We start from the raw sequence: 21,065 nt of genomic DNA, 5'->3' as shown, positions 1-21,065 counted from the left end.
TGTTGGGCGGATCAACGTGCGCCAGTGCGGCTCTCGATGATCGCCGCAAGATTCTGGTGAAAATGCCTGATCGCGCCTTCGAACAGGCCGAAGGTGAAGTGATCGTTCGCCCGGGTTGCAAGCCCGCGCTGCGCGGCGCAGGCCATCTCGCGATCCTCGGCCGCGCCCGCGGTGACGAAGTCGCGTCCCTGGGCGACCGCGGCGCGGCCATCCTCCGCGGCGATCTGGTTCGACAGCGTGTAGGTGATGAGCCGGGTGCGATCCACCGCCAGCGGCTCGAGCACGGTCATCAATCGATTGGTCGGAAAGGTCGACAGCATCACGTTCGGAAACAGATGATAAACGTGCGTCAGCATTCCGGCCGTCCTGCGCTCGCCCGGCGGTACGTTGCGCAGTTTCTCGATGCGCCGATAGGGGAAGCTGATCCGGCTGTTGCGGCCGAATGATTCGATCACGTTGAGATTGTCGTACTGCAACGGATAGAACGTATCTTGATGCGTCGATCGGATGTGATAGCCTTCGAGGAAGCCCTCGGCGACGATCTTCCAGTTGGCGTCGACCTCCTGCGAGACGGTCGAGTACAGCGTCCAGTCGTCGCCGAACAGCGTCGGCATGTCGGCGGCGTCGGACGTTGCGGCCGGCTCGTCCTGCGAGACGAACACCAGGCCGTCGCGCTCGATGCAGGTGACCGGCACGAGGCCATGCGCGTCCTTGTCGAGGCCGGGGAAACCGTGATCGTCGGGGATGCCGCGCAGCCGGCCGTCGAGACCGTAGGTCCAGCCGTGATAGCGGCAGGTCAGTGCCTTGCGGCAGCCGGCGCCGTCAACGAGTTGCACGCCGCGGTGGCGGCAGGCATTGCGGAAGGCGCGCGCGACGCCGTCCGCGCCGCGGATCGCGACAACAGGCGTCAGCGCCGCGTCGCGCGCGACATAGGCGCCGATCTCGGCGAGCGCAGCCGACGGACAGAACGGCGTCAGCGTGCGGCGGAACACGTGTTCGATCTCGGCCGCGAAGCGGTCCTGCGACGCATAATGCGCGACCGGTTCGTGCCAGACGCCGTCGCTGAGATCGGTCGATTTGGCGTCGATATGCCTGAGGATGCGGTCGACGATGGATGTTTCGTCCGCGAGCTGTGTCGTCATCGCCGTCCTCCCGCTTCGTTGGCCGGGCTTGCCGCCGGTCCGCTTCGAGGGGCAGCCTCCCGCATTGCCTCGCATCCGACAAGCGAAACCAGCCGGGTTCGGATGAATGACATTCATCCGAACTGATTTTCCGCGCGACATCGACCGCGGCCGGCCGTTAGGATCGGCACATGGGTAGGAACAACCAAGGGCCGGCGCGCCGGCCGCCGTTGCGCGGGAGGGAAGACCTTGCTGCTGCAAGCCTCCGGCCGGCGCATCTCCTGGCGTTGCAGGCATTCGATGTCGCGGTCAGGCTCGGAAGCTTCAAGGAGGCTGCGGATGTGCTGAATGTCAGCGCCTCGGCGATCAGCCATCGCATCCGCAATCTCGAAGTCCATCTCGGCGTCGCGCTGTTTCAGCGCACCCATCGCGCCGTACGGCCGACTCATGCCGGCGAGAAGCTGGCGGCTGCGACCGGTCGCGCATTCGCGCTGCTGGCCCAGGCCGAGTCGGCAGTCGAAGCGGCGGGCCAGCACCGTTTGCGGCTGAAGGTGCTGCCGCAATTCGCGTCGGCCTGGCTGATCCCGCGGCTGTCCGCGTTCCTCACCCGGCATTCCGGGATCGACCTCGCGATCGAGACCTCGAACCGCAATGTCGATTTCGACACCGAGACATTCGATGCCGGCATCAGCTTCGGCCCCGACAAGCCCGAAGGCGTCGTCGCAAATCGCCTGATGGAAGTGAGGACCGTTCCGGTCGGTGCGCCGGCATTGGCGCGGCGGTTGCAGCTGCGTACCGCAGCCGACCTCGGCCGCGCCGCGCTGATCCATGTGACGACATTCCCCGCGGCCTGGCCGCTCTGGTTCAGGCATGCCGGCGAGCCTGTGCCGCCGGCAACGCGCGCGATCTCGGTCGACAGCTTCGTGGCCGCGCTGCAGGCCGCCGAACGCGGTGCGGGCGTTGCGCTCGCGCTCGAGCCCTTCATCGCCGAAAGTGAGCGGCGCGGTGCGATCCGCCGGCTGCTGCCGGTCGGTCACGTCACCGGCAGCTACTGGCTGGTTCATCCCCCGGGCGCGCAGCGCAATCGCGCGCTGCAGACATTCAAGAAGTGGTTGCTGGCCGAACTCGCGGCGCCGAATTAACTCGCCTGCAAGGGCCAGCTGCCGATGATCCGGAAGCGCGATGCGCCATCCGTTTGCTTGAACAGCGCGATGCGGTCGATCGCGAGCGTCGCAAGTTCGATCGCCGCGAACCGCTCGCGCAGCCGCGCCACGATCGGGCCGCGCCGCTCCTCGCTCAGCCGTCCGGTCAGCGTCATGTGGAAGCGGAATTCCTCCATGACGTACGGATAGCCCCAGCGATCGAGATAGTCGCGCTGCCGCTCCGTGAGCCGATCGGGCTTGCGCCGTGCGCGATCTTCCGGCGTGAGCGGCGCACGAAACGTGTCGAATTCGGTGACGCAGTCGGCGGCAAGCTGGTGCAGATCATCCGAGCGGCTTGCCGGGATCACGGCGATGAAGCCGCTGATGGTATCGACCACAGGCGCGATCACCGGGATGCGCCGGGCGCGGCCGGCGAAGGCAGCGCAGGCGTCGAGCAGCTCGGCCTCGCTCTTGCCTTCGGCGAGCGCGGTCGGTGCCTTCAGCGTGGCGTGAAAACCGTATTTGCGCGGGTCTTCCGTCACCTCGCGCCAGTCGGGCGCGACGCCGGCGGGAAACGGCAGGTCGTCGCCCGACACGGCGTCATAGCCGAGCAGCGTCGAGCCGAAGCGGTGCAGGGCGCTGTCGGAGGACGGCGCATAATAGATCGCGTAGCGCGGAGTGTTGGCCATGGCGGCAGAATAGGTCCTGACTATGCTGCCGCAACCGTCTTGCGCGGCGCGAGGGAATGGGCGAGGCAGCTCGCGTCCGCCAGATGCACCAGCCGTCCCGCCGCGATCACGGCGATGATGCGCGGCCGCAGCGGCACCTTGTCGTCGACGATGATGATGTCGGCGCGACGGCCTGCGGCGAGCACGCCGCGATCGGTAAGCCCCGCCGCACGTGCCGGCGCGGACGAGATCAGGTCCCAGGCCTTGGTGAGCGGCAGGATGCCTTCGGCCGCGAGGCGGAATGCGGCGAGCAGTTGCGCCGGATAATAATAGTCCGACGCCAGCACCGAGCAGAGGCCTTGTGCGATCATGTCGGATGCCTTGGTCCAGCCGGTGTGGCTGCCGCCACGCACCACATTGGGCGCGCCGAACACAATGAAGTCGCCGGCGGCGGCGGCATCGCGCGCGGTCTCCTCATTGACGGGGAATTCGGCGATCACGGCGCCCAGCGCGCGAAACTCCTGGCGCATCCCCGGGCTGTTGTCGTCATGCGAGAGCATCCGAATATCAGCCGCGCGTGCAGCGGCAGCCAGCCGCGCGATCGAGGCAGGTACCTCCTGACGACGCGCGACGACCCGGTCGAGCATGTCGTTGACGGCCTCGAGCGAGAGCCCGGCGCGTTCGGCGAGCTGGTTGCGCTTCTTCGGCTTGACGTTGCTGTGGTCGTTGAAGGCGAACAGGTCGATGCGGCCTTCGGTGAGCCACTGAATGATCTCGGCCTCGGCCTCCAGATTGTGGGTCTCGTGGCGCAGATGGAAGCGGGTATCGGCGGCGAGCTGCGGCCGCAGCGCCTCGATCGCATCGAGCAGCTTGCGGGCATTGTCGGCGCTGCGCAGGCCGGGCTCCCACGACCAGGTCGTGCCATGGAACACGGTGGTGATGCCGTTGGCGATCGCCTGCCGGTCGCTGTCGAGCAGCGCCACGTCGGTCGGGAAGTCGACGCCGGGGCGCGGCATCATCTGTCGCTCGAACGCATCGCCGTGCAGATCGATGACGCCGGGCAGCACCAACAGGCCGCCGGCATCGATGTGAAGCGCGGCGCGGCCTTGCTCGGCGTCGAGCGCGCCGATGTCGCGGCCTGCAGTCCGCAGCGAGGTCTCGACCAGGGTACCGTCAACCAGCGTGCGTCCGCCTTCGATGAAAATGTCGGTCACGATGCGGCGCTCCATTGCTTGTTCTCTGATTGGGATACGGCCTCGGCCTCATACTTGTCGAGGAATTCCTCGACCGCGAGCTTGCGGAAGTCGGGCAGCACACGACGAAGTGTTTCGTGATCCCAGTCCCACCACGCCAGCGCGGCAAGGCGATCCGCTGTTGTCTCCGAAAAGCGCCGCTTCACCGGGCGCGCCGGATTACCGGCAACGATGGTGTAGGCGGGGACATCCTTGGTCACGATCGCGCCGGCGGCGACCACAGCGCCGGTTCCGATGTTCCGGCCCGGCAGCAGGATCGCGCCATGACCGATCCAGACGTCATGGCCGATATGCACGTGATGCGCACGTCGCCAGTTGAAGAACTCGGTGTCGTCGCTCTCGCCGGGAAAATAAGCGCTGGCGCGGTAGGTGAAATGCGCCTGCGTCGCGCGATGCATCGGGTGGTTGCCGGGATTGATGCGGGTCATCGCCGCGATCGAGCAGAACTTGCCGATCGAGGTGTAGGTGATCTGGCTGTCGTTCACGACGTAGGAATAGTCGTCCATGCTGACTTCAAGCAGGATCGTGCGTGCGCCGACCTCGGTATATTTGCCGAGCTTGCTCTCGCGCACCGACGCAGTCGGGTCGATCGTCGGCACAACCGAGAGTGTCTTTCCGGCCATTTGGGCCTCCGCAAATCTTCAAGAATCTTGGGTTTCCGGGGGATGCGCGCTCGTCATCGGGACGCTTGATGACAACATCATGACGTTGCGATGACGGCAACGGAGCGACATGGGAGGGGTGTGGACGATCGCCGCACCGCAGCGCAACCGTCACATAACTGTAAAACGCCGGGGATAGCGATGGCCCAACGCGACGCGGTTGGAGCATTACATGCTGGTGGTGGAAGGTTTGACGTGCCGGTTCGGCACAAAAGCCGCAGTCGACAACGCATCCTTTTCGATCGCGCCGGGCAGCTTTGTCGGCGTGATCGGCCGCTCCGGTGCCGGCAAGTCGACCTTGCTGCGGATGATCAACCGTCTCGCCGATCCGACCTCCGGCCGTATCTTGTTTGAAGGCACCGACGTGACCGCGCTGCGCGGCAAGGCGCTGCGGCAGTGGCGGGCGCGCTCTGCGATGATCTTCCAGCAGTTCAACCTCGTCGGCCGTCTCGATGTGCTGACCAACGTGCTGATGGGCCGGCTTGCCCAGATCCCGTCCTGGCGCTCGCTGGCGCAGGTCTGGCCGGAGCAGGACCGGGCGCTGGCGCTGTCGGCGCTCGAGCAGTTCGACATCGCCCAGTTGGCGGCGCAGCGCGCCGACCAGCTCTCCGGCGGCCAGCAGCAGCGGGTCGCGATCGCCCGCGCGCTGGTGCAGGAGCCCGACATCATTCTTGCCGACGAGCCGATCGCCTCGCTCGATCCGCGCAACACCAAGATCGTGATGGATGCGCTGCTGCGCATCAACAAGCATTTCGGCATCACGGTGCTCTGCAACCTGCACTCGCTCGACCTCGCGCGGACCTATTGCGACCGGCTGGTCGGCATGGCGGCGGGGCGCGTGGTGTTCGACGGCGCCCCCGCGGCGCTGACCGACCATATCGCCCGCGAGCTCTATGACCTCGAGGCCAATGACGTCATCGGCGCGGCGCCGCTGCCCGTGCCCGACGGCGCAACTGCTCCGGCGCTCGGCACCGCTGCCGCGGCCTGAGCCGCGCGCATTTTTCAATCTGCGAGGCCGGGCGTCTTGCCCGGCCAACAGGTGTAACCACAAAAGAGGGGTAGTCATGATCACTCGTCGCATCGTTCTGGCCGGCGCTGCCGCGCTGGCATTCGCCGGTTCGGCGTCCGCACAGGACTGGAAGGCAAAATATCCGGAGCTCACCTTCGCGGTGGTGCCGGCCGAGAACGCCTCCGGCGTCACCGAGCGCTGGACGCCGTTCGTGGCGTACCTGTCGAAGGAGCTGGGCGTGAAGGTCACGCTGCGCATTGCCAACGACTACGCCGCCGTCATCGAAGGTCAGCGCGCCGGCAACATCCAGATCGCCAGCTACGGCTCGGCCTCGTTCTCTCGCGCGCGCTTGACCGGCGTCAAGACCGACGCGTTCGCCAACGACATCAACGCCGACGGTTCGACCGGCTATTACTCGGTGTTCTTCGTCAAGGCATCGAGCCCGTACAAGACGATCGAGGACCTGAAGGGCAAGAACCTCGGCCTGGTCGATCCGAACTCGACGTCCGGCAACAACGTGCCGCGCTTCGAGCTCAACAAGATGGGCATCGCGAACGCCGAAGGTTATTTCGGCAAGGTCGTGTTCACCGGCAGCCACGAGAACGCCGTCCTGGCGCTGTCGCAGGGAACGGTCGATGTGGCCGCCAACCAGTGGACCAACGAGGACGATTCCACGCTCGCCCAGATGCTGACCAAAGGCATGCTGAAGAATGCCGACGGCTCGGCGATGAAGAAGGATGATTTCCGCATCATCCACAAGTCGGCGCTGATCATCAACGGTCCCTATGCGTACAACACCGATCTTCCGGAGGACCTGAAGGCTGCGATCGCAAAGGCCTTCTTCGAAGCTCCGACCAAGGACAAGGCGGCTTTCGACCGTCTCTCCGACGGCCAGAAGAAGGGCTTCCATCCCGCCACCACCAAGGATTGGGACGGCACCATCGAGTTGATCAAGTTCGTCGACGGTTTGCGCAAGAAGGCGAGCTGATCGCACCACGGAGACGTGCGGAGCCGGGTTTTCCAAACCCGGCTCTTTCCGTTTAACCCCAGGCTCGACTGACAGAACGATGGCAACGGCCGTATCCATTCTTCCGGCCCAGCAATTGGCGGCGCTGGAAGACACGTACCGCAAGGCGGTTGCGCGCAAGCGGCTGAAGGCCGCGCTGGCCACCGCGGCGTTCTGCGCGGTCCTGATGGTCGCAGCCTTCGGCGCCGAAGTGAACCTGCGCACGCTGTTCAGCTATTTCGGCAACTTCGTCAGCTATTTCGACCGCATCCTGACGCTGGATTCCGGCGCGCGGGTCTGGACCGATCCCGCCGAATGGTTCTGGGGGTGGCACAAGTGGCTGAAGATGCTCGGCGAGACGATCCTCATCAGCTATGTCGGCACGCTGACCGGTGCCGTGTTTGCGTTCGCGCTGAATTTCTTCGCCGCCCAGAACACCTCGCCGGGACCGTGGGTGCGCTTCATCGTCCGTCGCCTCTTGGAATTCGCCCGCACCGTGCCCGGCATCGTGTTCGCGCTGATCTTCGTGATCGCGTTCGGCCTCGGCCCGATGGCCGGCGTGCTGGCGATCGCGATCCACACCACCGGGGCGCTCGGCAAGCTGTTCGCCGAGATCGTCGAGAATGCCGACATGAAGCCGGTCGAGGGCATCCGCTCCACCGGCGCGAGCTGGCTGTCCTGCATGCGCTTTGCGATCCTGCCGCAGGTCTCGGCAGGCTACGCTAGCTACGCGCTGCTGCGCTTCGAGATCAATGTCCGCGAGGCGTCGGTGATGGGCTTTGTCGGCGCCGGCGGCATCGGCCAGGAGCTCGTGGTCGCGATCCGCAAGTTCTATTATTCCGACGTCAGCGCCATCCTCGTCACCATCATCGTCACCGTCTTCATCATCGACATCTCGACCGGCTGGCTGCGCGGCCGGCTGTTCGGCAAGGAGACCCGCCGATGAGCCAGATGCCGAGGCCGGACACCACGGAACTGCGCGCGAAATATCCCGGCGTGTTCGACCGTCCGGCGTCGGCCCGCCTGGCGCTACCGGCGATGATCGCGGCGGCGCTCGCGATCTTCGTCTACGGCCTTGTCGATCTCGATTTCTCGGCGACCAAGCTGATCACGGGCATGAGCCAGCTCGGCTGGATCACCATGATGATGATCCCGCCGAACCCGGGCTCGTCGTTCCCGCTCTACATGCAGGCGCTGGGCGAGACGCTGTCGATCGCGCTGCTCGGCACCACGCTCGCGGCGGTGCTGGCGCTGCCGGTCAGCCTCCTGGCGGCGCGCAACATCATTCCCTCGAACCTGATCCGTTTTCCGGTGCGCCGCTTCCTGGATTCGATCCGCGGCGTCGACACGCTGATCTGGGCGCTGGTCTGGATCAACGTCGTCGGCCTCGGCCCGTTCGCCGGCGTGCTGGCGATCATGGTCTCCGACTTCGGCGCGTTCGGAAAGCTGTTCTCCGAGGCGATCGAGGCGGCGGATCGCAAGCAGGTCGAGGGTATCCGCGCCTCCGGCGGCAATGCGCTGCATGAAATCCGCTTCGGCCTCTTGCCGCAGGTGCTGCCGGTGATCGCCGGACAGGTGCTCTATTTCATAGAATCGAACACGCGTTCGGCCACCATCATAGGCATCGTGGGCGCCGGCGGCATCGGGCTGCAACTCGCCGAGCAGATCCGGGTCTTGGAATGGCAGAAGGTGTCGTTCCTGATCCTGATGATCCTGATCGCGGTCGCCGCGATCGACTTCATCTCGAGCAAGTTGCGCTTTGCCATCATCGGTCAAAGGGCGGTGGTGTAGCCTAGGCGACTTGCGGGGCGCCTCGATGTTTCTACGGCGCTATGCGCTGCGACCGAGAAGATGCGCGACGGAGCGCCAGGCGTGATGCGCGAGTGCTTCGAGGCGCCGTACGGCATCGACGCGAGCGATTGCTTCGTCCGCGGTCGCCGTTCCACTCGCCACTGAGGCGAGCGTAACCTTGCGGTGGTCTGCTGCAGGGTCGTCAGCGCGAACAGCACCAGCGCGAACCCCGCAAGGACTGCTCCCGCTGCGGATACACGGCCACCGCCCAACAGTTTGATCAATGCGCCGACGAAAATCATCGGGAGTGCCGCGGCCGTGAGGGAGACGCGAACGCCGATCAGCGCAACGAGCCAGCCGGTTCGCGTGGTTCCGACATTCGGCGGTCATGACGCTCATGCCAAGCAGGAACAGACCAACTCCACCGAGGACCGAAATCGCCGTCGACATCGTGCTCTCTTCGCAGTGCACCGACAATTGGACCAATCAAGCTAAAGCAGCGGCCCCTTGAAGTCAGCACAGGATGAGGATTTGTCATCCGGCGGATCAAGCGACGGCTTTTTGGTCGCACGGATCGAACTCAGAAGAGCGCGGCAGACAGGCTTGCGGCGAGTCCTTGTTCGAGACACATGCGACAATGCCGTTTACTCAATTGCACCGAGCGCCAAAAACATCTCGAGATTGTGAAGCTGCGTGCATGATTGGGCGGCAAGAGACTTTCGGGTCTGTGCTAAGTTTCGGCCGTGCATCACGCGCGGAATAGGGGCAGCACTTCGAGCCATCAGGGAGTGTTCAATGTCAGATCTCGTTGCGATCGTGTACCCATCCGAAGTCAAAGCAGAGGAAGTTCGGCAGAAAATACTCAAACTTCAGAACGAGTATCTGATCACGATCAGCGATGCCGTGATCGCAGTCAAAACCGGGGACGCTGTAAAGCTCAATCAGCTTGTGAATACCACCATGACCGGCGCCGCCAGTGGCAGCTTCTGGGGACTGCTGTTGGGGATGGTGTTCCTGAATCCCCTTCTCGGCGTGGCTCTCGGAGCCGGCGCAGGCGCTTTGAGCGGTGCGCTGACCGATTTCGGGATCAGAGACCAGTTCATGAAGGATCTCGCGTCGAAGGTGAAATCGGGAGATGCCGTTCTGTTCCTGCTGATCAAGTCCATGACCTCGGACAAGGTTCTCAATGCGATCAAGGATGCAGGAGGGATCGTCCTGACGACCTCGCTAGATGAAAAGAAGGAGCAGCACCTGCGCGACACGCTCGCAGCCGCAACTCAGGCCAAGGCTGCCTAGGGAGTGAGGCAAAGCCTGGCGCCAGCGTCAAAGCATCGCCGGGAACGGCAGTAGCTGCGCTGTCACGGCAGTCACTGTGGCAGCCGAATGCGCTACAGTTTTGCGTAGGGATCGGTGCGCAACGGCATCGGTCCCTGGGCGGGATCGCCCGCGAAGGAGGCCGGCTGCAGCCATGTGGCTCCGCGGCCGCTCAGCCGGCTCTCTTCCGCGCTATCAAAAGCCGGGAGAAAATCATGCGAAGATTGCTTCTATGGGGGCTCGCACTTGGGATTGCTTCGGCAGGGATTACGGCGACCAGCGGTCGCTCGCAAGCCGGCCTTATGGCGCCGCTGGGCGTGCGTCAGGCCGCCGACGAGCTTCGTCTCGCGGAAACTGTCCAGTTCACCTGGAGGGGCCATCGCTATTGCTGGTACAATAGGGGATGGCGCGGTGGCGGCTGGTATCGGTGTGGCTTTGCTTCGAGGCGCGGAATGGGCTGGGGTGGTCCGGCGGGATGGCACGGATGGCGACGGCCGGGCCACCGCCCGGTCACTCGGCCTCCGAGACCTGGTCGGCCGGGAATCGAGCGTCCGCGACCACTCCCGCAACCGCTCCCCGGCAGGAGCTGATGGCGCCTTTGTCTGTCGTTCGCCGGCCGCGACGTGGCCGCACGCGAGTCGGAGCCCGCCATGTCCTTGAACGAGCCGCAAGCACGCGCGGGCCAAGCGCGCGATGCCGTGCTGGTCGATCTCGCGCTGCAGGGTGGTGGATCGCACGGCGCTTTTACCTGGGGGGTGCTCGATCGGCTCATGGATGAGCCGTGGCTACGCATCGAGGCGATATCGGGCACGTCGGCCGGCGCGATGAACGCCATCGTGCTGGCGGGCGGTTTTATGACCAACGGCCGGGCCGGCGCCAAGTCTGCATTGGAGGCCTTCTGGCGGCGGGTCGCTGACTCAGCGCGGTTCAGTCCCATTCGGCGAAGCCCGCTGGACGTCATCCTCGGTCGCTGGACCCTTGATACGTCGCCCTTCTATCTCGCCTTCGATCTGGCGAGCCGCGTGTTCTCGCCGTACGACCTGAATTTTGCCGGCACAAACCCTTTGCATCAGGTCCTCGCCGAGTCGGTCGATTTTCGACAGATCGCGAACTCCCCGATCCGCTTGTTCGTGACGGCGACCAACGTTCATACCGGCCGCGGGCGTGTGTTTCGCAACGCCGAGCTTACACCCGACGTTCTGCTCGCTTCCGCCTGCTTGCCGACCCTGTTCCGCGCGATAGAGATCGATGGCGAGCCATATTGGGATGGCGGCTACTCCGGGAACCCGACGATCACGCCGCTCGTACGCGAGTGTGACTCGCATGACACGCTTCTCGTCGCGGTCAACCCGGTCGAGCGACCCGGGACACCGCGCTCCGCGCGCGAGATCCTCGATCGGTTGAACGAGGTTGCGTTCAACGCCACGCTGCTCAAGGAGTTGCGCATGATCGCGCTGCTGCGGCAGGTCGCGGACGCCGGGAGCTCCGAGGGGCGCAAATGGGCCGAGATGCGCATTCATCTTATCGCGAGCAAGGTTCTGGCCGAGCTCGGCGGATCGTCAAAGCTCAATGCCGAGTGGGATTTTCTCTGTATGCTGCGCGACGAAGGCCGCCGTGCGGCGGAAGCATTTCTCGCTGCGAACGACCAGAACATCGGCAGGCGCTCCTCGATGGATTTGGATCTGCTCTTGCGGCAGGCTTGACGCCATGGGCCTCGTCGGAATCCTGGTTGCCCTTGGCCTGCTCATCTGGCTCTCGTTCCGCGGATGGAGCGTGCTCCTGCTGGCGCCGGCTGCCGCGATCGTCGCTGCAGCTTTCGCCGAAGAGCCCTTGCTTGCCCATTGGACGCAAACTTTCATGGGCGGCGCTGCGCAGTTCATCGCGCAATTCTTCCCAGTATTTCTGCTCGGTGCGCTGTTCGGCAAGCTGATGGACGACAGCGGATCGGTCCACGCCATCGCCCATTTCATGAGCACCAAGCTCGGGGCGCGTCGCGCGATCCTTGCCGTGGTGCTTGCCGGCGCGATCGTCACCTACGGCGGGGTAAGCCTTTTCGTCGCCTTTTTCGTTTTGGCGCCGATGGCACGGGAAATGTTTCGCGTCGCGAACATCCCGCAGCGGCTCATGCCGGCCACCATCGCTTTGGGCACCTCCACATTCACGATGTCGGCAATGCCCGGAACGCCCGCGATTCAAAATACGATTCCGATGCCGTTCTTCGGGACCACGCCGTTTGCCGCGCCCGGACTGGGCATCGTCGCTGCGGCGATCATGCTCGCATTCGGGCTCTGGTGGCTCCGCCGCGCCGAGGGATCGGCACGCAAGACCGGTGAAGGCTATGGCGGAGACGCAGAACTCGTCAACGGAGCGGTCGCTGACGATCAATTCATCCGCGAGCGCGCGACATCGTCCCACGAGTTCGACCCGGCCGAAATAGCGCACGGCAAGCGCGGCAACGTGCCGCCACCGATCGGCACGGCGATCATCCCCCTTCTCGTGGTCGTGGGCGTGAACCTGCTGATGTCGCTCCTGATCCTGCCACGGCTCGATTTCTCGTTCCTCGCGCAGGAGCGCTGGGGCGGGACATCCCTTGCCGGCGTTGCCGGGGTGTGGTCGGTCGCAGTTGCTCTCGCCGCCGCCACGGCAACGCTCATCGCGCTCAATCGAGCCCGTCTCACGGATCTGAGGGCGAGCATGGATGCCGGCGCCAACGCCTCGGTGCTGCCCATCTTCAGCGTGGCAAGCCTGGTCGGCTTTGGAGCCGTCGTCGCCGCGCTGCCGGGCTTTGCGTTGGTGCGCGATTGGATGCTGTCGATCTCCGGCGGTCCACTCGTTTCTCTCGCCGTCGCGACAAACGTCCTTGCCGCTTTGACCGGCTCGGCTTCCGGCGGATTGACCATTGCGCTCGATGCCCTTGGCGACACTTACCTGCAAATTGCGCAGACCGCCCATATCGACCCGGCGCTCATGCATCGGGTTGCCGTGATCGGCTCAGGCACCCTCGACAGCCTGCCGCACAACGGCGCCGTCGTGACGTTGCTCGCGGTCTGCGGATCGACTCATCGCAAGAGCTACTTTGACATGGTGATGGCCAATATCGTTGGGCCGATCATCGCCTTGGCCATCGTTATCGCTCTGGGCTCGGTACTCGGATCCTTTTAGTTGGCGCGCGCGGGTAATGTCGCGGGCGTGCGACGACTGCTTGATCTTCGCGTTCGGATTGCAGTGGGGATCGTCAGCCGTTCTCGACCAGAAACTCCACGCGCTCGGCGGCGAAGCGCGAGCGCTTGGTTACCAACGGCTGGTCCAGCATGTCGACGTCGGTGGCGTCGACCACCAGCACCGGCCGCCCCAGCGGCAGATCGAGCCGTGCGGCGTCGGTGGCGTCGACGATCGCCGCAGTGATCCGGGTCGAGGCGCGGTGGTAGTCCTTCACGCCGTAGTGCCCGAGCAGCTTCGTCATCGAGCGAACGTCGGCGAACACGCTGCCGGCATCGGGAAACCGCTCGGCCGACAGCCAGGTGGTGGAGACGCAGATCGGCGTCCGGTCGGCGAGCCGCACCGCTTCGATCCGGATCAGCGGCGCGCCGATCTTCAGCCCGAGCTCGCGCGCGATCTCGCGGTTGGCGACGTCGCTGCCGGCATCGATCAGCTGGCCGCGCGGTTCGTGGCCGCCGGCGCCGACGATCTCCGAGAATCGCGTGCGTGAGCGCAGCGGATAGGCAAGGCGCTGGGCTTCGACATAGGTGCCGCTGCCGCGCTCGGCGCGCACCAGACCGCGCTCGGCGAGTGCGGCGAGCGCGCGCCGCACGGTGTGGCGATTGACCCGGTAAGTCTCGGCGATCTCCATCTCGCCGGGCAGCTTTTCGCCTGCGGCAAAGCGGCCGTCAGCGATGCCGCGCTCGATGCCGTCGGCGACCTGCCGCCACAAGGCGACGCCGGAACTTTCCTGCATGCTCATGGCGCGGTGATACCAGAAATCTTCGGTTTGTCACGAAACAGTCATGGCGCTCGGCTATCAAGTTGTCTATTATCATAGACAACTTGATGCAAGCAAGGTTGCCCATGAGTTCGACGACCAGTTCGACCATCAGTTCGACCGGACCAGACAGCAAGCAGGCCCAGCGCAAGGCCGCGATGACCGTGCTGGCGCACTCCGCCGCCGCCGACATCGCGGGCAGGCTCGCAGCGATCTTGGTACCGAAGCACGAGAACCTGCGCGAGCCGGAGAACGGCCTCGTGATGATGCGCGGGCGGATCGGCGGCGACGGTGCGCCGTTCAACCTCGGCGAGGCGACGGTGTCGCGCGCAGCGGTGCGGCTTGCGACCGGCGAGGTCGGCTTCGGCTACACGCTCGGCCGCGACGCGCAGAAGGCGCAGATGATCGCGCTGTGCGACGCCATGGTGCAATCGGCGGAATTGTCCGGCGAGGTGGAAGCCAAGGTGATCGCGCCGCTGCGCCTTGCCATGAATGCCGAACGCGCCCGCAAGGCCGCCGAGACCGCGGCGACGCGGGTTGATTTCTACACGATGGTGCGCGGTGAGGGATGATGCAATGACGACGATTGCCGAAATGCCCGCGGGCTTTGCCGACAAGGTGCTGTCGGCGCAATCCACGTTCCGCTCCGTGATGGATGCGATGGCGCGCCCGGGCAGCGTGCAGCGCGTCGCCGCCAGCGTCGGGACGCCTGCCGGCATGATGCGTGGCGCGGCCGCGGTCGCGCTGACGCTGTTCGATCACGACACGCCGATCTGGCTCGATGCCGCGATGTCGGCGACGCCTGACGTCGCCCGCTGGCTCAAGTTTCACGCCAGCGCGCCGGTGATCGCGGATCCCTCGATCGCGAGCTTCGCGCTGATCGGCGATGCGGCGAACCTGCCGGTGCTGGAGCGCTTCGCGTTCGGCAGCAGCGAATATCCTGACCGTTCGACCACGCTGATCCTGCAGGTCGACAGCCTGACGCAGGGCCCGGCTTTCGAGTTGAAGGGTCCCGGCATCGACGGCAGTGCGGTGCTGCAGGCGATGATCAAGCCGCGCGATCTGTTCCAGCGGCTGTCGATCAACGAAGCCTTGTTCCCGCGCGGCATCGATGTCGTGCTGGTCCATGACGACAACATTGTCGCGATCCCGCGCACCACGCGGCTGATCGCAAGCGGAGTGTGAGCGATGTATGTAGCCGTCAAGGGAGGCGAGCGCGCCATCGAGAACGCTCATCGGCTGCTGGCGCATGAGCGGCGCGGCGATCGCGATGTGCTCGAGGTGACGCTGGCGCAGATCTCTGGGCAGCTCGCGCTCGGTGTCGACCGCGTGATGACCGAAGGCTCGCTCTACGACCGCGAGCTTGCGGCGCTCGCGATCAAACAGGCGCGCGGCGACATGATCGAGGCGATCTTCCTGGTGCGTGCCTTCCGCGCCACGCTGCCGCGCTTCGGTGCCACCGAGCCGGTCAACACCGGCAAGATGCAGGTGCGGCGGCGCATCTCCTCGACCTTCAAGGACGTTCCGGGCGGCCAGATCCTGGGGCCGACCTTCGACTACACCCATCGCCTGCTCGATCCGCAACTCGCGGAAGGCTTCGTGCCGGAACAGCCGGCGACAGCGGACGCCTCGCAATCGGCAACGCCGCGGGTTACCGACATCCTCGGCCGCGACGGCCTGATCGAATCCTCGCCGCAGGCAGATGGCGACGCGCCGGTCGGCGACCTCACGCGCGAGCCGCTGAGCTTCCCGGCCGATCGCGATCTGCGGCTGCAGAATCTGGCGCGCGGCGATGAGGGTTTTCTGCTCGCGCTCGGCTATTCGACGCAGCGCGGCTACGGCCGCAACCATCCCTTCGCCGGCGAAATCCGCTTCGGCGAGGTCGAGGTCGAGTTCTTTGCCGAAGACGTCGGCTTCGCGGTGCCGCTCGGCTCGGTCGAGCTGACGGAGTGCCAGATGGTCAACCAGTTCAAGGGCTCGACCACAGAGGCGCCGTGCTTCACCCGCGGCTATGGCCTCGCCTTCGGCCAGAGCGAGCGCAAGACCATGTCGATGGCGCTGGTCGACCGCGCGCTGCGGGCGCGCGAGCTTGGCGAGGAGGCGGGGGCGCCGGCTCAGGACGAGGAGTTCGTGATGTCGCACTCCGACAACGTCCAGTCGACCGGCTTCGTCGAGCATCTCAAGCTGCCGCACTACGTCGACTTCCAGTCCGAGCTCGGCCTGCTGCGCAAGCTGCGGCAGGAGTTCGCGGAGGCCAACGAGGCCATTGAAATGCAGGAGGCCGCGGAATGAACGCGCCGACATACAACTTCGCCTATCTCGACGAGCAGACCAAACGGATGATCCGCCGCGCCATCCTGAAGGCGATCGCGATTCCCGGCTATCAGGTGCCGTTCGCGAGCCGCGAGATGCCGATGCCCTATGGCTGGGGCACCGGCGGCGTGCAGGTGACGGCAGCGATCCTCGGTCCCGACGACGTGCTGAAGGTGATCGACCAGGGTTCGGACGACACCACCAACGCGATCTCGATCCGAAAATTCTTCGGCAAGACCGCGGGCGTCGCGACCACGACCTCGACCACCGACGCGACCGTGATCCAGACCCGGCACCGCATTCCCGAGGCGACGCTGCACGCCGGGCAGGTGATGGTCTATCAGGTGCCGATCCCCGAACCGCTGCGTTTCCTCGAACCGCGCGAGACCGAGACGCGTCGGATGCACGCACTCGCCGAATACGGGCTGATGCATGTCAAGCTCTACGAGGACATCGCGCGCTTCGGCCACATCGCGACCGCCTACGCCTACCCGGTGAAGGTGAACGCGCGCTACGTGATGGACCCGTCGCCGACGCCGAAATTCGACAATCCGAAGATGGACAATTGCGCGGCATTGCAGCTGTTCGGCGCCGGCCGCGAGAAGCGGATCTACGCGATCCCGCCCTACACCACGGTGGTCTCGCTGGATTTCGAGGATCACCCGTTCACGCGCTACCGCTTCAACGCGCCCTGCGCGCTGTGCGGCGCCGACAACTCCTATCTCGACGAGATCGTCACCGACGACCAGGGCGGGCGGATGTTCGTCTGCTCCGACACCGACTTCTGCGAGCAGCGCCAGGCCGCCGGCCATCATGGCACCGAGAGCGCGGCGCCGCACAAGGAGAAGGCGCATGTCTGAGCTTTCGAGCCTCGACACCGATCAGCCGCTGCTGGTGGCCGAGGGGCTTGCCAAGAATTACGGCCGGCTGCCGGCCTGCCGCGACGTCTCGTTCGCGCTCTATCCCGGCGAGGTGCTGGCGATCGTCGGCGAGTCCGGTTCGGGCAAGTCGACGCTGCTGCAACTGCTCTCGGCGCAGCTCGCGCCGAGTGCGGGACGGGTGTCCTACCGGATGCGCGACGGCGTGCTGCGCGATCTCGCCGAGCTCGGCGAAGCCGAGCGGCGCTTCCTGTTCCGCACCGACTGGGGCTTCGTGCATCAGGATCCGGCGCAAGGATTGCGCATGGGTGTTTCGGCCGGCGCCAATGTTGGCGAGCGGCTGATGGCGGTCGGCTGGAATCATTACGGCCGGATCCGCGACACCGCGTCGACCTGGCTCGACCGGGTCGAGATCGATGTCGGCCGCATCGACGATGCGCCGAAGACCTATTCCGGTGGCATGCGGCAGCGGCTGCAGATCGCGCGCAACCTCGTCACCGAGCCGCGGCTGGTGTTCATGGATGAGCCGACCGGCGGCCTCGACGTCTCGGTGCAGGCGCGCCTGCTCGACCTGATGCGCAATCTCGTCAGCGAACTCGGCCTTGCCGCTATCGTCGTGACCCACGATCTCGCGGTCGCGAGGCTGCTGTCGCATCGCGTGATGGTGATGAAGGGCGGCCGCGTCATCGAGACCGGTCTCACCGACCAGGTGCTCGACGATCCCCGCGAGCCCTATACCCAGCTGCTCGTTTCCTCGATACTGCCGCCATGAGCTTGCCAATGACCGCGATGATCGAACTTGCCAACGCCGAGAAGACCTTCACCATGCATTTGCAGGGCGGCGTCGAGCTGCCCGTGGTGCGCGGAGTCTCGTTCCACGTCGAGCCGGGCGAATGCGTGGTGCTGTCGGGCCCGTCGGGCGCCGGCAAATCCTCGATCCTGAAGATGATCTTCGGCAATTACCGCTGCGACAGCGGCCGGATCGGCATCCGTCACCACGGCAAGGTTGTCGACCTTGCGACCGCCGAGCCGCGCCAGGTGCTGAGCATCCGCCGCTCGACCATTGGCTATGTCAGCCAATTCCTGCGCGCGGTGCCGAGGGTGGCGACCATCGACGTCGTCGCCGAGCCGCTGATCGTCAACGGCGTGGCGCGCGAGGAAGCCCGCGAGCGCGCCGGGCAATTGCTGCGTCGGCTCAACATTCCGGAGCGGCTGTGGACCTTGCCGCCCTCGACCTTCTCCGGCGGCGAGCAGCAGCGCGTCAACATCGCGCGCGGCTTCATTTCCGACCTGCCGATCCTGCTGCTGGACGAGCCGACCGCATCGCTCGATGCGGCGAATCGCGCAGTGGTGGTCGAGCTGATTGCGGAGAAGAAAACCAGGGGCGTCGCGATGGTCGCGATTGTCCATGACGACGAAATCCGCCATCTGATTGCCGACCGTATCGTCGACGTGACCTCGTTCGCCGCCGCTGCCTGAAGGACCGTTTGAAATGACCGCCAAGCAAGACACCATCATCGGCAACGCCCGGCTGGTCCTCGCCGATCGCGTGATCGAGCAGGGCTGGGTTGCGATATCCGACGGCAAGATCACCGAGTTCGGCGAGGGCAGGGCGCCCGAGGCCGCGGAGGACGCCGGCGGCGATCTCCTGATGCCCGGGCTGATCGAGCTGCACACCGACCATCTCGAGATGCACTATGTGCCGCGGCCGAAGGTGTTCTGGAATCCGGTCGCCGCCGTGATCTCCTATGACGGGCAGCTCGCGACCTCGGGCATCACCACGGTGCTGGATTCGCTGCGGGTCTGGCGCGAGGACGGCGCCGAGGACGTCGACGGCCGCGCCGGCGTGCTGGCCGCGGCGATCTCGGCCGCGCGCGAGGAGAATCTGCTGCGCGCCGATCACTTCCTGCATCTGCGCTGTGAGGTGCCGATGCCCGATGTCGTCGCCGAGGCCAAGGAGCTGATCGACCGGCCCGACGTACGGCTGATGTCGCTGATGGATCACACGCCGGGCCAGCGCCAGTTCCGCGACGAGGTGAAGCTGCGCGACTACTATCGCGGCAAGGGCGGCGGCATGACCGACGCCCAGCTCGACGTGCTGTTCGCCCGGCGCTTCGCCTATCAGAAGGAATATGCGGTGGCGAACACCCGCGCGATCGTCGCGCTGGCGCATGAGTACAAGATTCCGCTGGCGAGCCATGATGACACCACGGACGAGAACGTGGTCGACGCCGTCAACGACAGGGTCGCAGTCGCGGAATTCCCGACCACGATGGAAGCCGCGCGCGGCCTGCACGCCGCCGGCATCGACATTCTGATGGGCGCGCCGAACGTGGTGCGCGGCGGCTCGCACTCCGGCAACATCGCCGCCGTCGATCTCGCCAATGAGGGCATGCTCGACATCCTGTCGTCGGACTACATCCCGTCGAGCCTCTTGATGGCGGCGCTGCAACTACCGCGGCATGTGCCGGCGATCGATCTTGCCTCCGCCGTCCGCACCGTGACCAAGACGCCGGCCGAAGCGGTTGGCCTCACCGATCGCGGCGAGATCGCGGTCGGCAGGCGCGCCGATCTGATCCGCGTCCACGTCGCGCGCGATCTGCCCGTGGTGCGCAGCGTGTGGCGCGAAGGAGCCAGGGTGGCATGAGCGAAGTCCCTGCCGTCGCCGCGCAGCACGCCACCACGATCGGGCCAGGCCGGTTGATCCTGGTGGTCGGCCCGAGCGGTGCGGGCAAGGACACGCTGCTGGGACTGGCGAAGGCGGCCTGCGCCGACGATCGCGACGTCGTGTTTCCGCGTCGCCTGATCACCCGCGAGGCCTCAGTGTCGGAAGACAATCAAGAGGTCAGCGCGGAAGCTTTCCAGCGCGCGGTCGCTGCCGGCGACTATGCGATGCACTGGGAAGCCCATGGCCATCGCTATGGACTGTCGCGGGCGATCAATAATGAGATCCGGGCCGGACGCAGCGTGATCGCGAACGTCTCGCGCACGGTGATCGCGGCGGCGCGCCGCAATTATGCCAATGCCGTCGTGGTGTTGGTCACGGCACCGCCGGATGTGCTGGCCGCGCGGCTTGCGATGCGGGCACGCAGCAGCGACGGCCTTCTCGCGCAGCGGCTGGCCCGCACCGTCGACGAGAGCACGTCGACGCCCGATTTCACCATCGTCAATTCCGGCACCGCCGAATATCACGCGCGACAGCTTGTCCGCATCATCAAGGGCGAACGCTGGGATGAGTAGCAGCAACGAGTAGCCACAAAGGAGAACAGCACGAATGTCGGTGATTTCCACGATCGAGCAGCTTGAGGCGATCTACGGCTTTCCGAACGACGCGTCGACCGTGAAGGTCGCCGATCACGTCACGCCGCTCTATCGCGTGCTCATCGAGAAGTCGCCATTCGTGTCGCTTGCGACCTCCGGCCCCGAGGGGCTCGATTGCTCGCCGCGCGGCGACCTGCCAGGCTTCGTGCGCATCCACGATGCGAAGACGCTGATGATGCCGGATCGGCGCGGCAACAATCGCTGCGATTCGCTGCGCAACATCGTGCGCGATCCCCGTGTCGGGCTGCTGTTCCTGATCCCGGGCTCGGGCAGCACGCTGCGGGTCAACGGACGCGCCTATGTCTCGGCCGAGCCGGAGCTCCTCGCCTCCTTCAAGACGGAAGGCAAGGCGCCGCGCACGGTGATCGTGATGACCGTTGACGAGATCTATTTCCAGTGCGCCCGCGCGATCGTGCGCTTCGACCTCTGGAATCCGGACAAGCGGGTTGATCCGAACGCCTTGCCGACGCCAGGCCAGATCCTCGCCGAGATGAGCGAGCACACGGTCGGCGGTGAAAAATACGATCGCGAATGGCCGGAGCGCGCGCGGCAGACGATGTGGTGATTCGCGCGAACGGCTGGGAGTGAAGCTAGAGCTCCGTTCCGAT

At 65.6% G+C, this 21,065-nt stretch carries 22 protein-coding genes and 1 pseudogene; 17 read left to right on the top strand and 6 right to left on the bottom strand.

Annotated elements, in window-relative coordinates; all coding sequences use genetic code 11:
• Positions 1-11: 11 nt before the first annotated feature.
• Positions 12-1,142 (bottom strand): aromatic ring-hydroxylating dioxygenase subunit alpha, encoded by a 1,131-nt coding sequence (locus XH92_RS33820; RefSeq protein ID WP_246787822.1) that lies wholly within the window; start codon positions 1,140-1,142, stop codon positions 12-14.
• Between the two features lie 170 nt (positions 1,143-1,312).
• Here XH92_RS33820 and XH92_RS33815 point away from each other — a divergent pair, with 170 nt between their 5' ends.
• The gene (locus XH92_RS33815; protein ID WP_246787820.1) at positions 1,313-2,263 is read left to right on the top strand and encodes a LysR substrate-binding domain-containing protein; all 951 of its coding nucleotides are present in this window, start codon (positions 1,313-1,315) and stop codon (positions 2,261-2,263) included.
• Here the strand turns inward: XH92_RS33815 and XH92_RS33810 are convergent.
• From XH92_RS33810 to XH92_RS33800, 3 genes are read right to left on the bottom strand one after another with little or no spacing between them, the layout of a single operon-like run.
• Positions 2,260-2,952 (bottom strand): DUF1045 domain-containing protein, encoded by a 693-nt coding sequence (locus XH92_RS33810; protein WP_194456008.1) that lies wholly within the window; start codon positions 2,950-2,952, stop codon positions 2,260-2,262. The two genes, XH92_RS33815 and XH92_RS33810, sit on opposite strands and share 4 nt — an antisense overlap.
• Before the next feature lie 20 nt (positions 2,953-2,972).
• Complete coding sequence (locus XH92_RS33805; RefSeq protein WP_194456007.1) at positions 2,973-4,145, bottom strand: alpha-D-ribose 1-methylphosphonate 5-triphosphate diphosphatase; 1,173 nt, start codon at positions 4,143-4,145, stop codon at positions 2,973-2,975.
• Complete coding sequence (locus XH92_RS33800) at positions 4,142-4,807, bottom strand: chloramphenicol acetyltransferase (RefSeq protein ID WP_194456006.1); 666 nt, start codon at positions 4,805-4,807, stop codon at positions 4,142-4,144. The genes XH92_RS33805 and XH92_RS33800 overlap by 4 nt, the downstream gene beginning before the upstream one ends.
• A gap of 211 nt (positions 4,808-5,018) precedes the next feature.
• Here XH92_RS33800 and phnC point away from each other — a divergent pair, with 211 nt between their 5' ends.
• From phnC to phnE (XH92_RS33780), 4 genes are all read left to right on the top strand, one after another.
• Complete coding sequence (phnC, locus tag XH92_RS33795; protein ID WP_194456005.1) at positions 5,019-5,834, top strand: phosphonate ABC transporter ATP-binding protein; 816 nt, start codon at positions 5,019-5,021, stop codon at positions 5,832-5,834.
• Positions 5,835-5,910: 76 nt separating this feature from the next.
• Complete coding sequence (gene phnD / locus XH92_RS33790) at positions 5,911-6,843, top strand: phosphonate ABC transporter substrate-binding protein (RefSeq protein ID WP_194456004.1); 933 nt, start codon at positions 5,911-5,913, stop codon at positions 6,841-6,843.
• A gap of 79 nt (positions 6,844-6,922) precedes the next feature.
• Positions 6,923-7,807 carry a phosphonate ABC transporter, permease protein PhnE gene (gene phnE / locus XH92_RS33785; protein WP_194456003.1) on the top strand — a complete coding sequence of 295 codons (885 nt, stop codon included), beginning with the start codon at positions 6,923-6,925 and terminating at the stop codon, positions 7,805-7,807.
• The gene (phnE, locus tag XH92_RS33780; protein WP_194456002.1) at positions 7,804-8,652 is read left to right on the top strand and encodes a phosphonate ABC transporter, permease protein PhnE; all 849 of its coding nucleotides are present in this window, start codon (positions 7,804-7,806) and stop codon (positions 8,650-8,652) included. Before phnE (XH92_RS33785) ends, phnE (XH92_RS33780) begins: the two co-directional genes overlap by 4 nt.
• Positions 8,653-8,840: 188 nt before the next feature.
• On the opposite strand, the pseudogene XH92_RS33775 reads toward phnE (XH92_RS33780), so the two are convergent.
• Positions 8,841-9,032 (bottom strand): annotated as a pseudogene (locus tag XH92_RS33775) (Na/Pi cotransporter family protein); the annotation flags it as partial.
• 415 nt (positions 9,033-9,447) lie between these two features.
• Here XH92_RS33775 and XH92_RS33770 point away from each other — a divergent pair.
• The 3 genes from XH92_RS33770 (at position 9,448) to XH92_RS33760 (ending at position 13,128) form a co-directional block, all read left to right on the top strand.
• Positions 9,448-9,948, top strand: a complete 501-nt coding sequence (locus XH92_RS33770) for a DUF1269 domain-containing protein (RefSeq protein ID WP_194456001.1) — start codon at positions 9,448-9,450, stop codon at positions 9,946-9,948.
• A 668-nt stretch (positions 9,949-10,616) separates the two neighbouring features.
• Positions 10,617-11,669, top strand: a complete 1,053-nt coding sequence (locus XH92_RS33765; RefSeq protein ID WP_194456000.1) for a patatin-like phospholipase family protein — start codon at positions 10,617-10,619, stop codon at positions 11,667-11,669.
• A 4-nt stretch (positions 11,670-11,673) separates the two neighbouring features.
• Positions 11,674-13,128 (top strand): GntP family permease, encoded by a 1,455-nt coding sequence (locus tag XH92_RS33760; RefSeq protein WP_194455999.1) that lies wholly within the window; start codon positions 11,674-11,676, stop codon positions 13,126-13,128.
• A 73-nt stretch (positions 13,129-13,201) separates the two neighbouring features.
• Here XH92_RS33760 and phnF read toward each other — a convergent pair whose 3' ends face one another.
• Positions 13,202-13,927, bottom strand: a complete 726-nt coding sequence (gene phnF, locus XH92_RS33755; protein ID WP_050423108.1) for a phosphonate metabolism transcriptional regulator PhnF — start codon at positions 13,925-13,927, stop codon at positions 13,202-13,204.
• A gap of 176 nt (positions 13,928-14,103) precedes the next feature.
• On the opposite strand from phnF, the gene phnG reads away from it, so the two are divergent.
• From phnG to XH92_RS33710, 9 genes are read left to right on the top strand one after another with little or no spacing between them, the layout of a single operon-like run.
• On the top strand, positions 14,104-14,517 hold the full coding sequence (gene phnG, locus XH92_RS33750; RefSeq protein ID WP_371818099.1) for a phosphonate C-P lyase system protein PhnG: 414 nt from the start codon (positions 14,104-14,106) through the stop codon (positions 14,515-14,517).
• 4 nt (positions 14,518-14,521) lie between these two features.
• The gene (gene phnH / locus XH92_RS33745; RefSeq protein ID WP_194455997.1) at positions 14,522-15,130 is read left to right on the top strand and encodes a phosphonate C-P lyase system protein PhnH; all 609 of its coding nucleotides are present in this window, start codon (positions 14,522-14,524) and stop codon (positions 15,128-15,130) included.
• Positions 15,131-15,133: 3 nt separating this feature from the next.
• The gene (locus XH92_RS33740) at positions 15,134-16,237 is read left to right on the top strand and encodes a carbon-phosphorus lyase complex subunit PhnI (protein ID WP_194455996.1); all 1,104 of its coding nucleotides are present in this window, start codon (positions 15,134-15,136) and stop codon (positions 16,235-16,237) included.
• Positions 16,234-17,118, top strand: coding sequence for an alpha-D-ribose 1-methylphosphonate 5-phosphate C-P-lyase PhnJ (locus XH92_RS33735; protein ID WP_194455995.1), 885 nt, complete (start codon positions 16,234-16,236; stop codon positions 17,116-17,118). The genes XH92_RS33740 and XH92_RS33735 overlap by 4 nt, the downstream gene beginning before the upstream one ends.
• Positions 17,111-17,908 carry a phosphonate C-P lyase system protein PhnK gene (phnK, locus tag XH92_RS33730; protein WP_194455994.1) on the top strand — a complete coding sequence of 266 codons (798 nt, stop codon included), beginning with the start codon at positions 17,111-17,113 and terminating at the stop codon, positions 17,906-17,908. Before XH92_RS33735 ends, phnK begins: the two co-directional genes overlap by 8 nt.
• Before the next feature lie 8 nt (positions 17,909-17,916).
• The gene (gene phnL / locus XH92_RS33725) at positions 17,917-18,615 is read left to right on the top strand and encodes a phosphonate C-P lyase system protein PhnL (protein ID WP_194455993.1); all 699 of its coding nucleotides are present in this window, start codon (positions 17,917-17,919) and stop codon (positions 18,613-18,615) included.
• Between the two features lie 13 nt (positions 18,616-18,628).
• Positions 18,629-19,783 carry an alpha-D-ribose 1-methylphosphonate 5-triphosphate diphosphatase gene (locus tag XH92_RS33720; protein ID WP_194455992.1) on the top strand — a complete coding sequence of 385 codons (1,155 nt, stop codon included), beginning with the start codon at positions 18,629-18,631 and terminating at the stop codon, positions 19,781-19,783.
• A complete protein-coding gene (phnN, locus tag XH92_RS33715) occupies positions 19,780-20,376 on the top strand; it encodes a phosphonate metabolism protein/1,5-bisphosphokinase (PRPP-forming) PhnN (RefSeq protein WP_194455991.1) in 597 nt (198 codons plus the stop codon). The genes XH92_RS33720 and phnN overlap by 4 nt, the downstream gene beginning before the upstream one ends.
• A 34-nt stretch (positions 20,377-20,410) precedes the next feature.
• Positions 20,411-21,022: a pyridoxamine 5'-phosphate oxidase family protein gene (locus XH92_RS33710; protein ID WP_194455990.1), complete on the top strand. Its 612-nt coding sequence runs from the start codon at positions 20,411-20,413 to the stop codon at positions 21,020-21,022.
• Positions 21,023-21,065: the final 43 nt, after the last annotated feature.

This window comes from Bradyrhizobium sp. CCBAU 53421 (assembly GCF_015291625.1).
Taxonomy (GTDB): Bacteria; Pseudomonadota; Alphaproteobacteria; order Rhizobiales; family Xanthobacteraceae; genus Bradyrhizobium.
Note: the sequence above shows the minus strand (reverse complement) of the source record. Positions and strands in the feature narration are given on the sequence as shown.

Coding starts and splice junctions, on each gene's coding strand:
- XH92_RS33820 (WP_246787822.1), bottom strand. CDS start 1,142: ATGACGACACAGCTCGCGGACGAAACATCCATCGTCGACCGCATCCTC.
- XH92_RS33815 (WP_246787820.1), top strand. CDS start 1,313: ATGGGTAGGAACAACCAAGGGCCGGCGCGCCGGCCGCCGTTGCGCGGG.
- XH92_RS33810 (WP_194456008.1), bottom strand. CDS start 2,952: ATGGCCAACACTCCGCGCTACGCGATCTATTATGCGCCGTCCTCCGAC.
- XH92_RS33800 (WP_194456006.1), bottom strand. CDS start 4,807: ATGGCCGGAAAGACACTCTCGGTTGTGCCGACGATCGACCCGACTGCG.
- phnC (WP_194456005.1), top strand. CDS start 5,019: ATGCTGGTGGTGGAAGGTTTGACGTGCCGGTTCGGCACAAAAGCCGCA.
- phnD (WP_194456004.1), top strand. CDS start 5,911: ATGATCACTCGTCGCATCGTTCTGGCCGGCGCTGCCGCGCTGGCATTC.
- phnE (WP_194456003.1), top strand. CDS start 6,923: ATGGCAACGGCCGTATCCATTCTTCCGGCCCAGCAATTGGCGGCGCTG.
- phnE (WP_194456002.1), top strand. CDS start 7,804: ATGAGCCAGATGCCGAGGCCGGACACCACGGAACTGCGCGCGAAATAT.
- XH92_RS33770 (WP_194456001.1), top strand. CDS start 9,448: ATGTCAGATCTCGTTGCGATCGTGTACCCATCCGAAGTCAAAGCAGAG.
- XH92_RS33765 (WP_194456000.1), top strand. CDS start 10,617: ATGTCCTTGAACGAGCCGCAAGCACGCGCGGGCCAAGCGCGCGATGCC.
- XH92_RS33760 (WP_194455999.1), top strand. CDS start 11,674: ATGGGCCTCGTCGGAATCCTGGTTGCCCTTGGCCTGCTCATCTGGCTC.
- phnF (WP_050423108.1), bottom strand. CDS start 13,927: ATGAGCATGCAGGAAAGTTCCGGCGTCGCCTTGTGGCGGCAGGTCGCC.
- phnG (WP_371818099.1), top strand. CDS start 14,104: ATGACCGTGCTGGCGCACTCCGCCGCCGCCGACATCGCGGGCAGGCTC.
- phnH (WP_194455997.1), top strand. CDS start 14,522: ATGACGACGATTGCCGAAATGCCCGCGGGCTTTGCCGACAAGGTGCTG.
- XH92_RS33740 (WP_194455996.1), top strand. CDS start 15,134: ATGTATGTAGCCGTCAAGGGAGGCGAGCGCGCCATCGAGAACGCTCAT.
- XH92_RS33735 (WP_194455995.1), top strand. CDS start 16,234: ATGAACGCGCCGACATACAACTTCGCCTATCTCGACGAGCAGACCAAA.
- phnK (WP_194455994.1), top strand. CDS start 17,111: ATGTCTGAGCTTTCGAGCCTCGACACCGATCAGCCGCTGCTGGTGGCC.
- phnL (WP_194455993.1), top strand. CDS start 17,917: ATGACCGCGATGATCGAACTTGCCAACGCCGAGAAGACCTTCACCATG.
- XH92_RS33720 (WP_194455992.1), top strand. CDS start 18,629: ATGACCGCCAAGCAAGACACCATCATCGGCAACGCCCGGCTGGTCCTC.
- phnN (WP_194455991.1), top strand. CDS start 19,780: ATGAGCGAAGTCCCTGCCGTCGCCGCGCAGCACGCCACCACGATCGGG.
- XH92_RS33710 (WP_194455990.1), top strand. CDS start 20,411: ATGTCGGTGATTTCCACGATCGAGCAGCTTGAGGCGATCTACGGCTTT.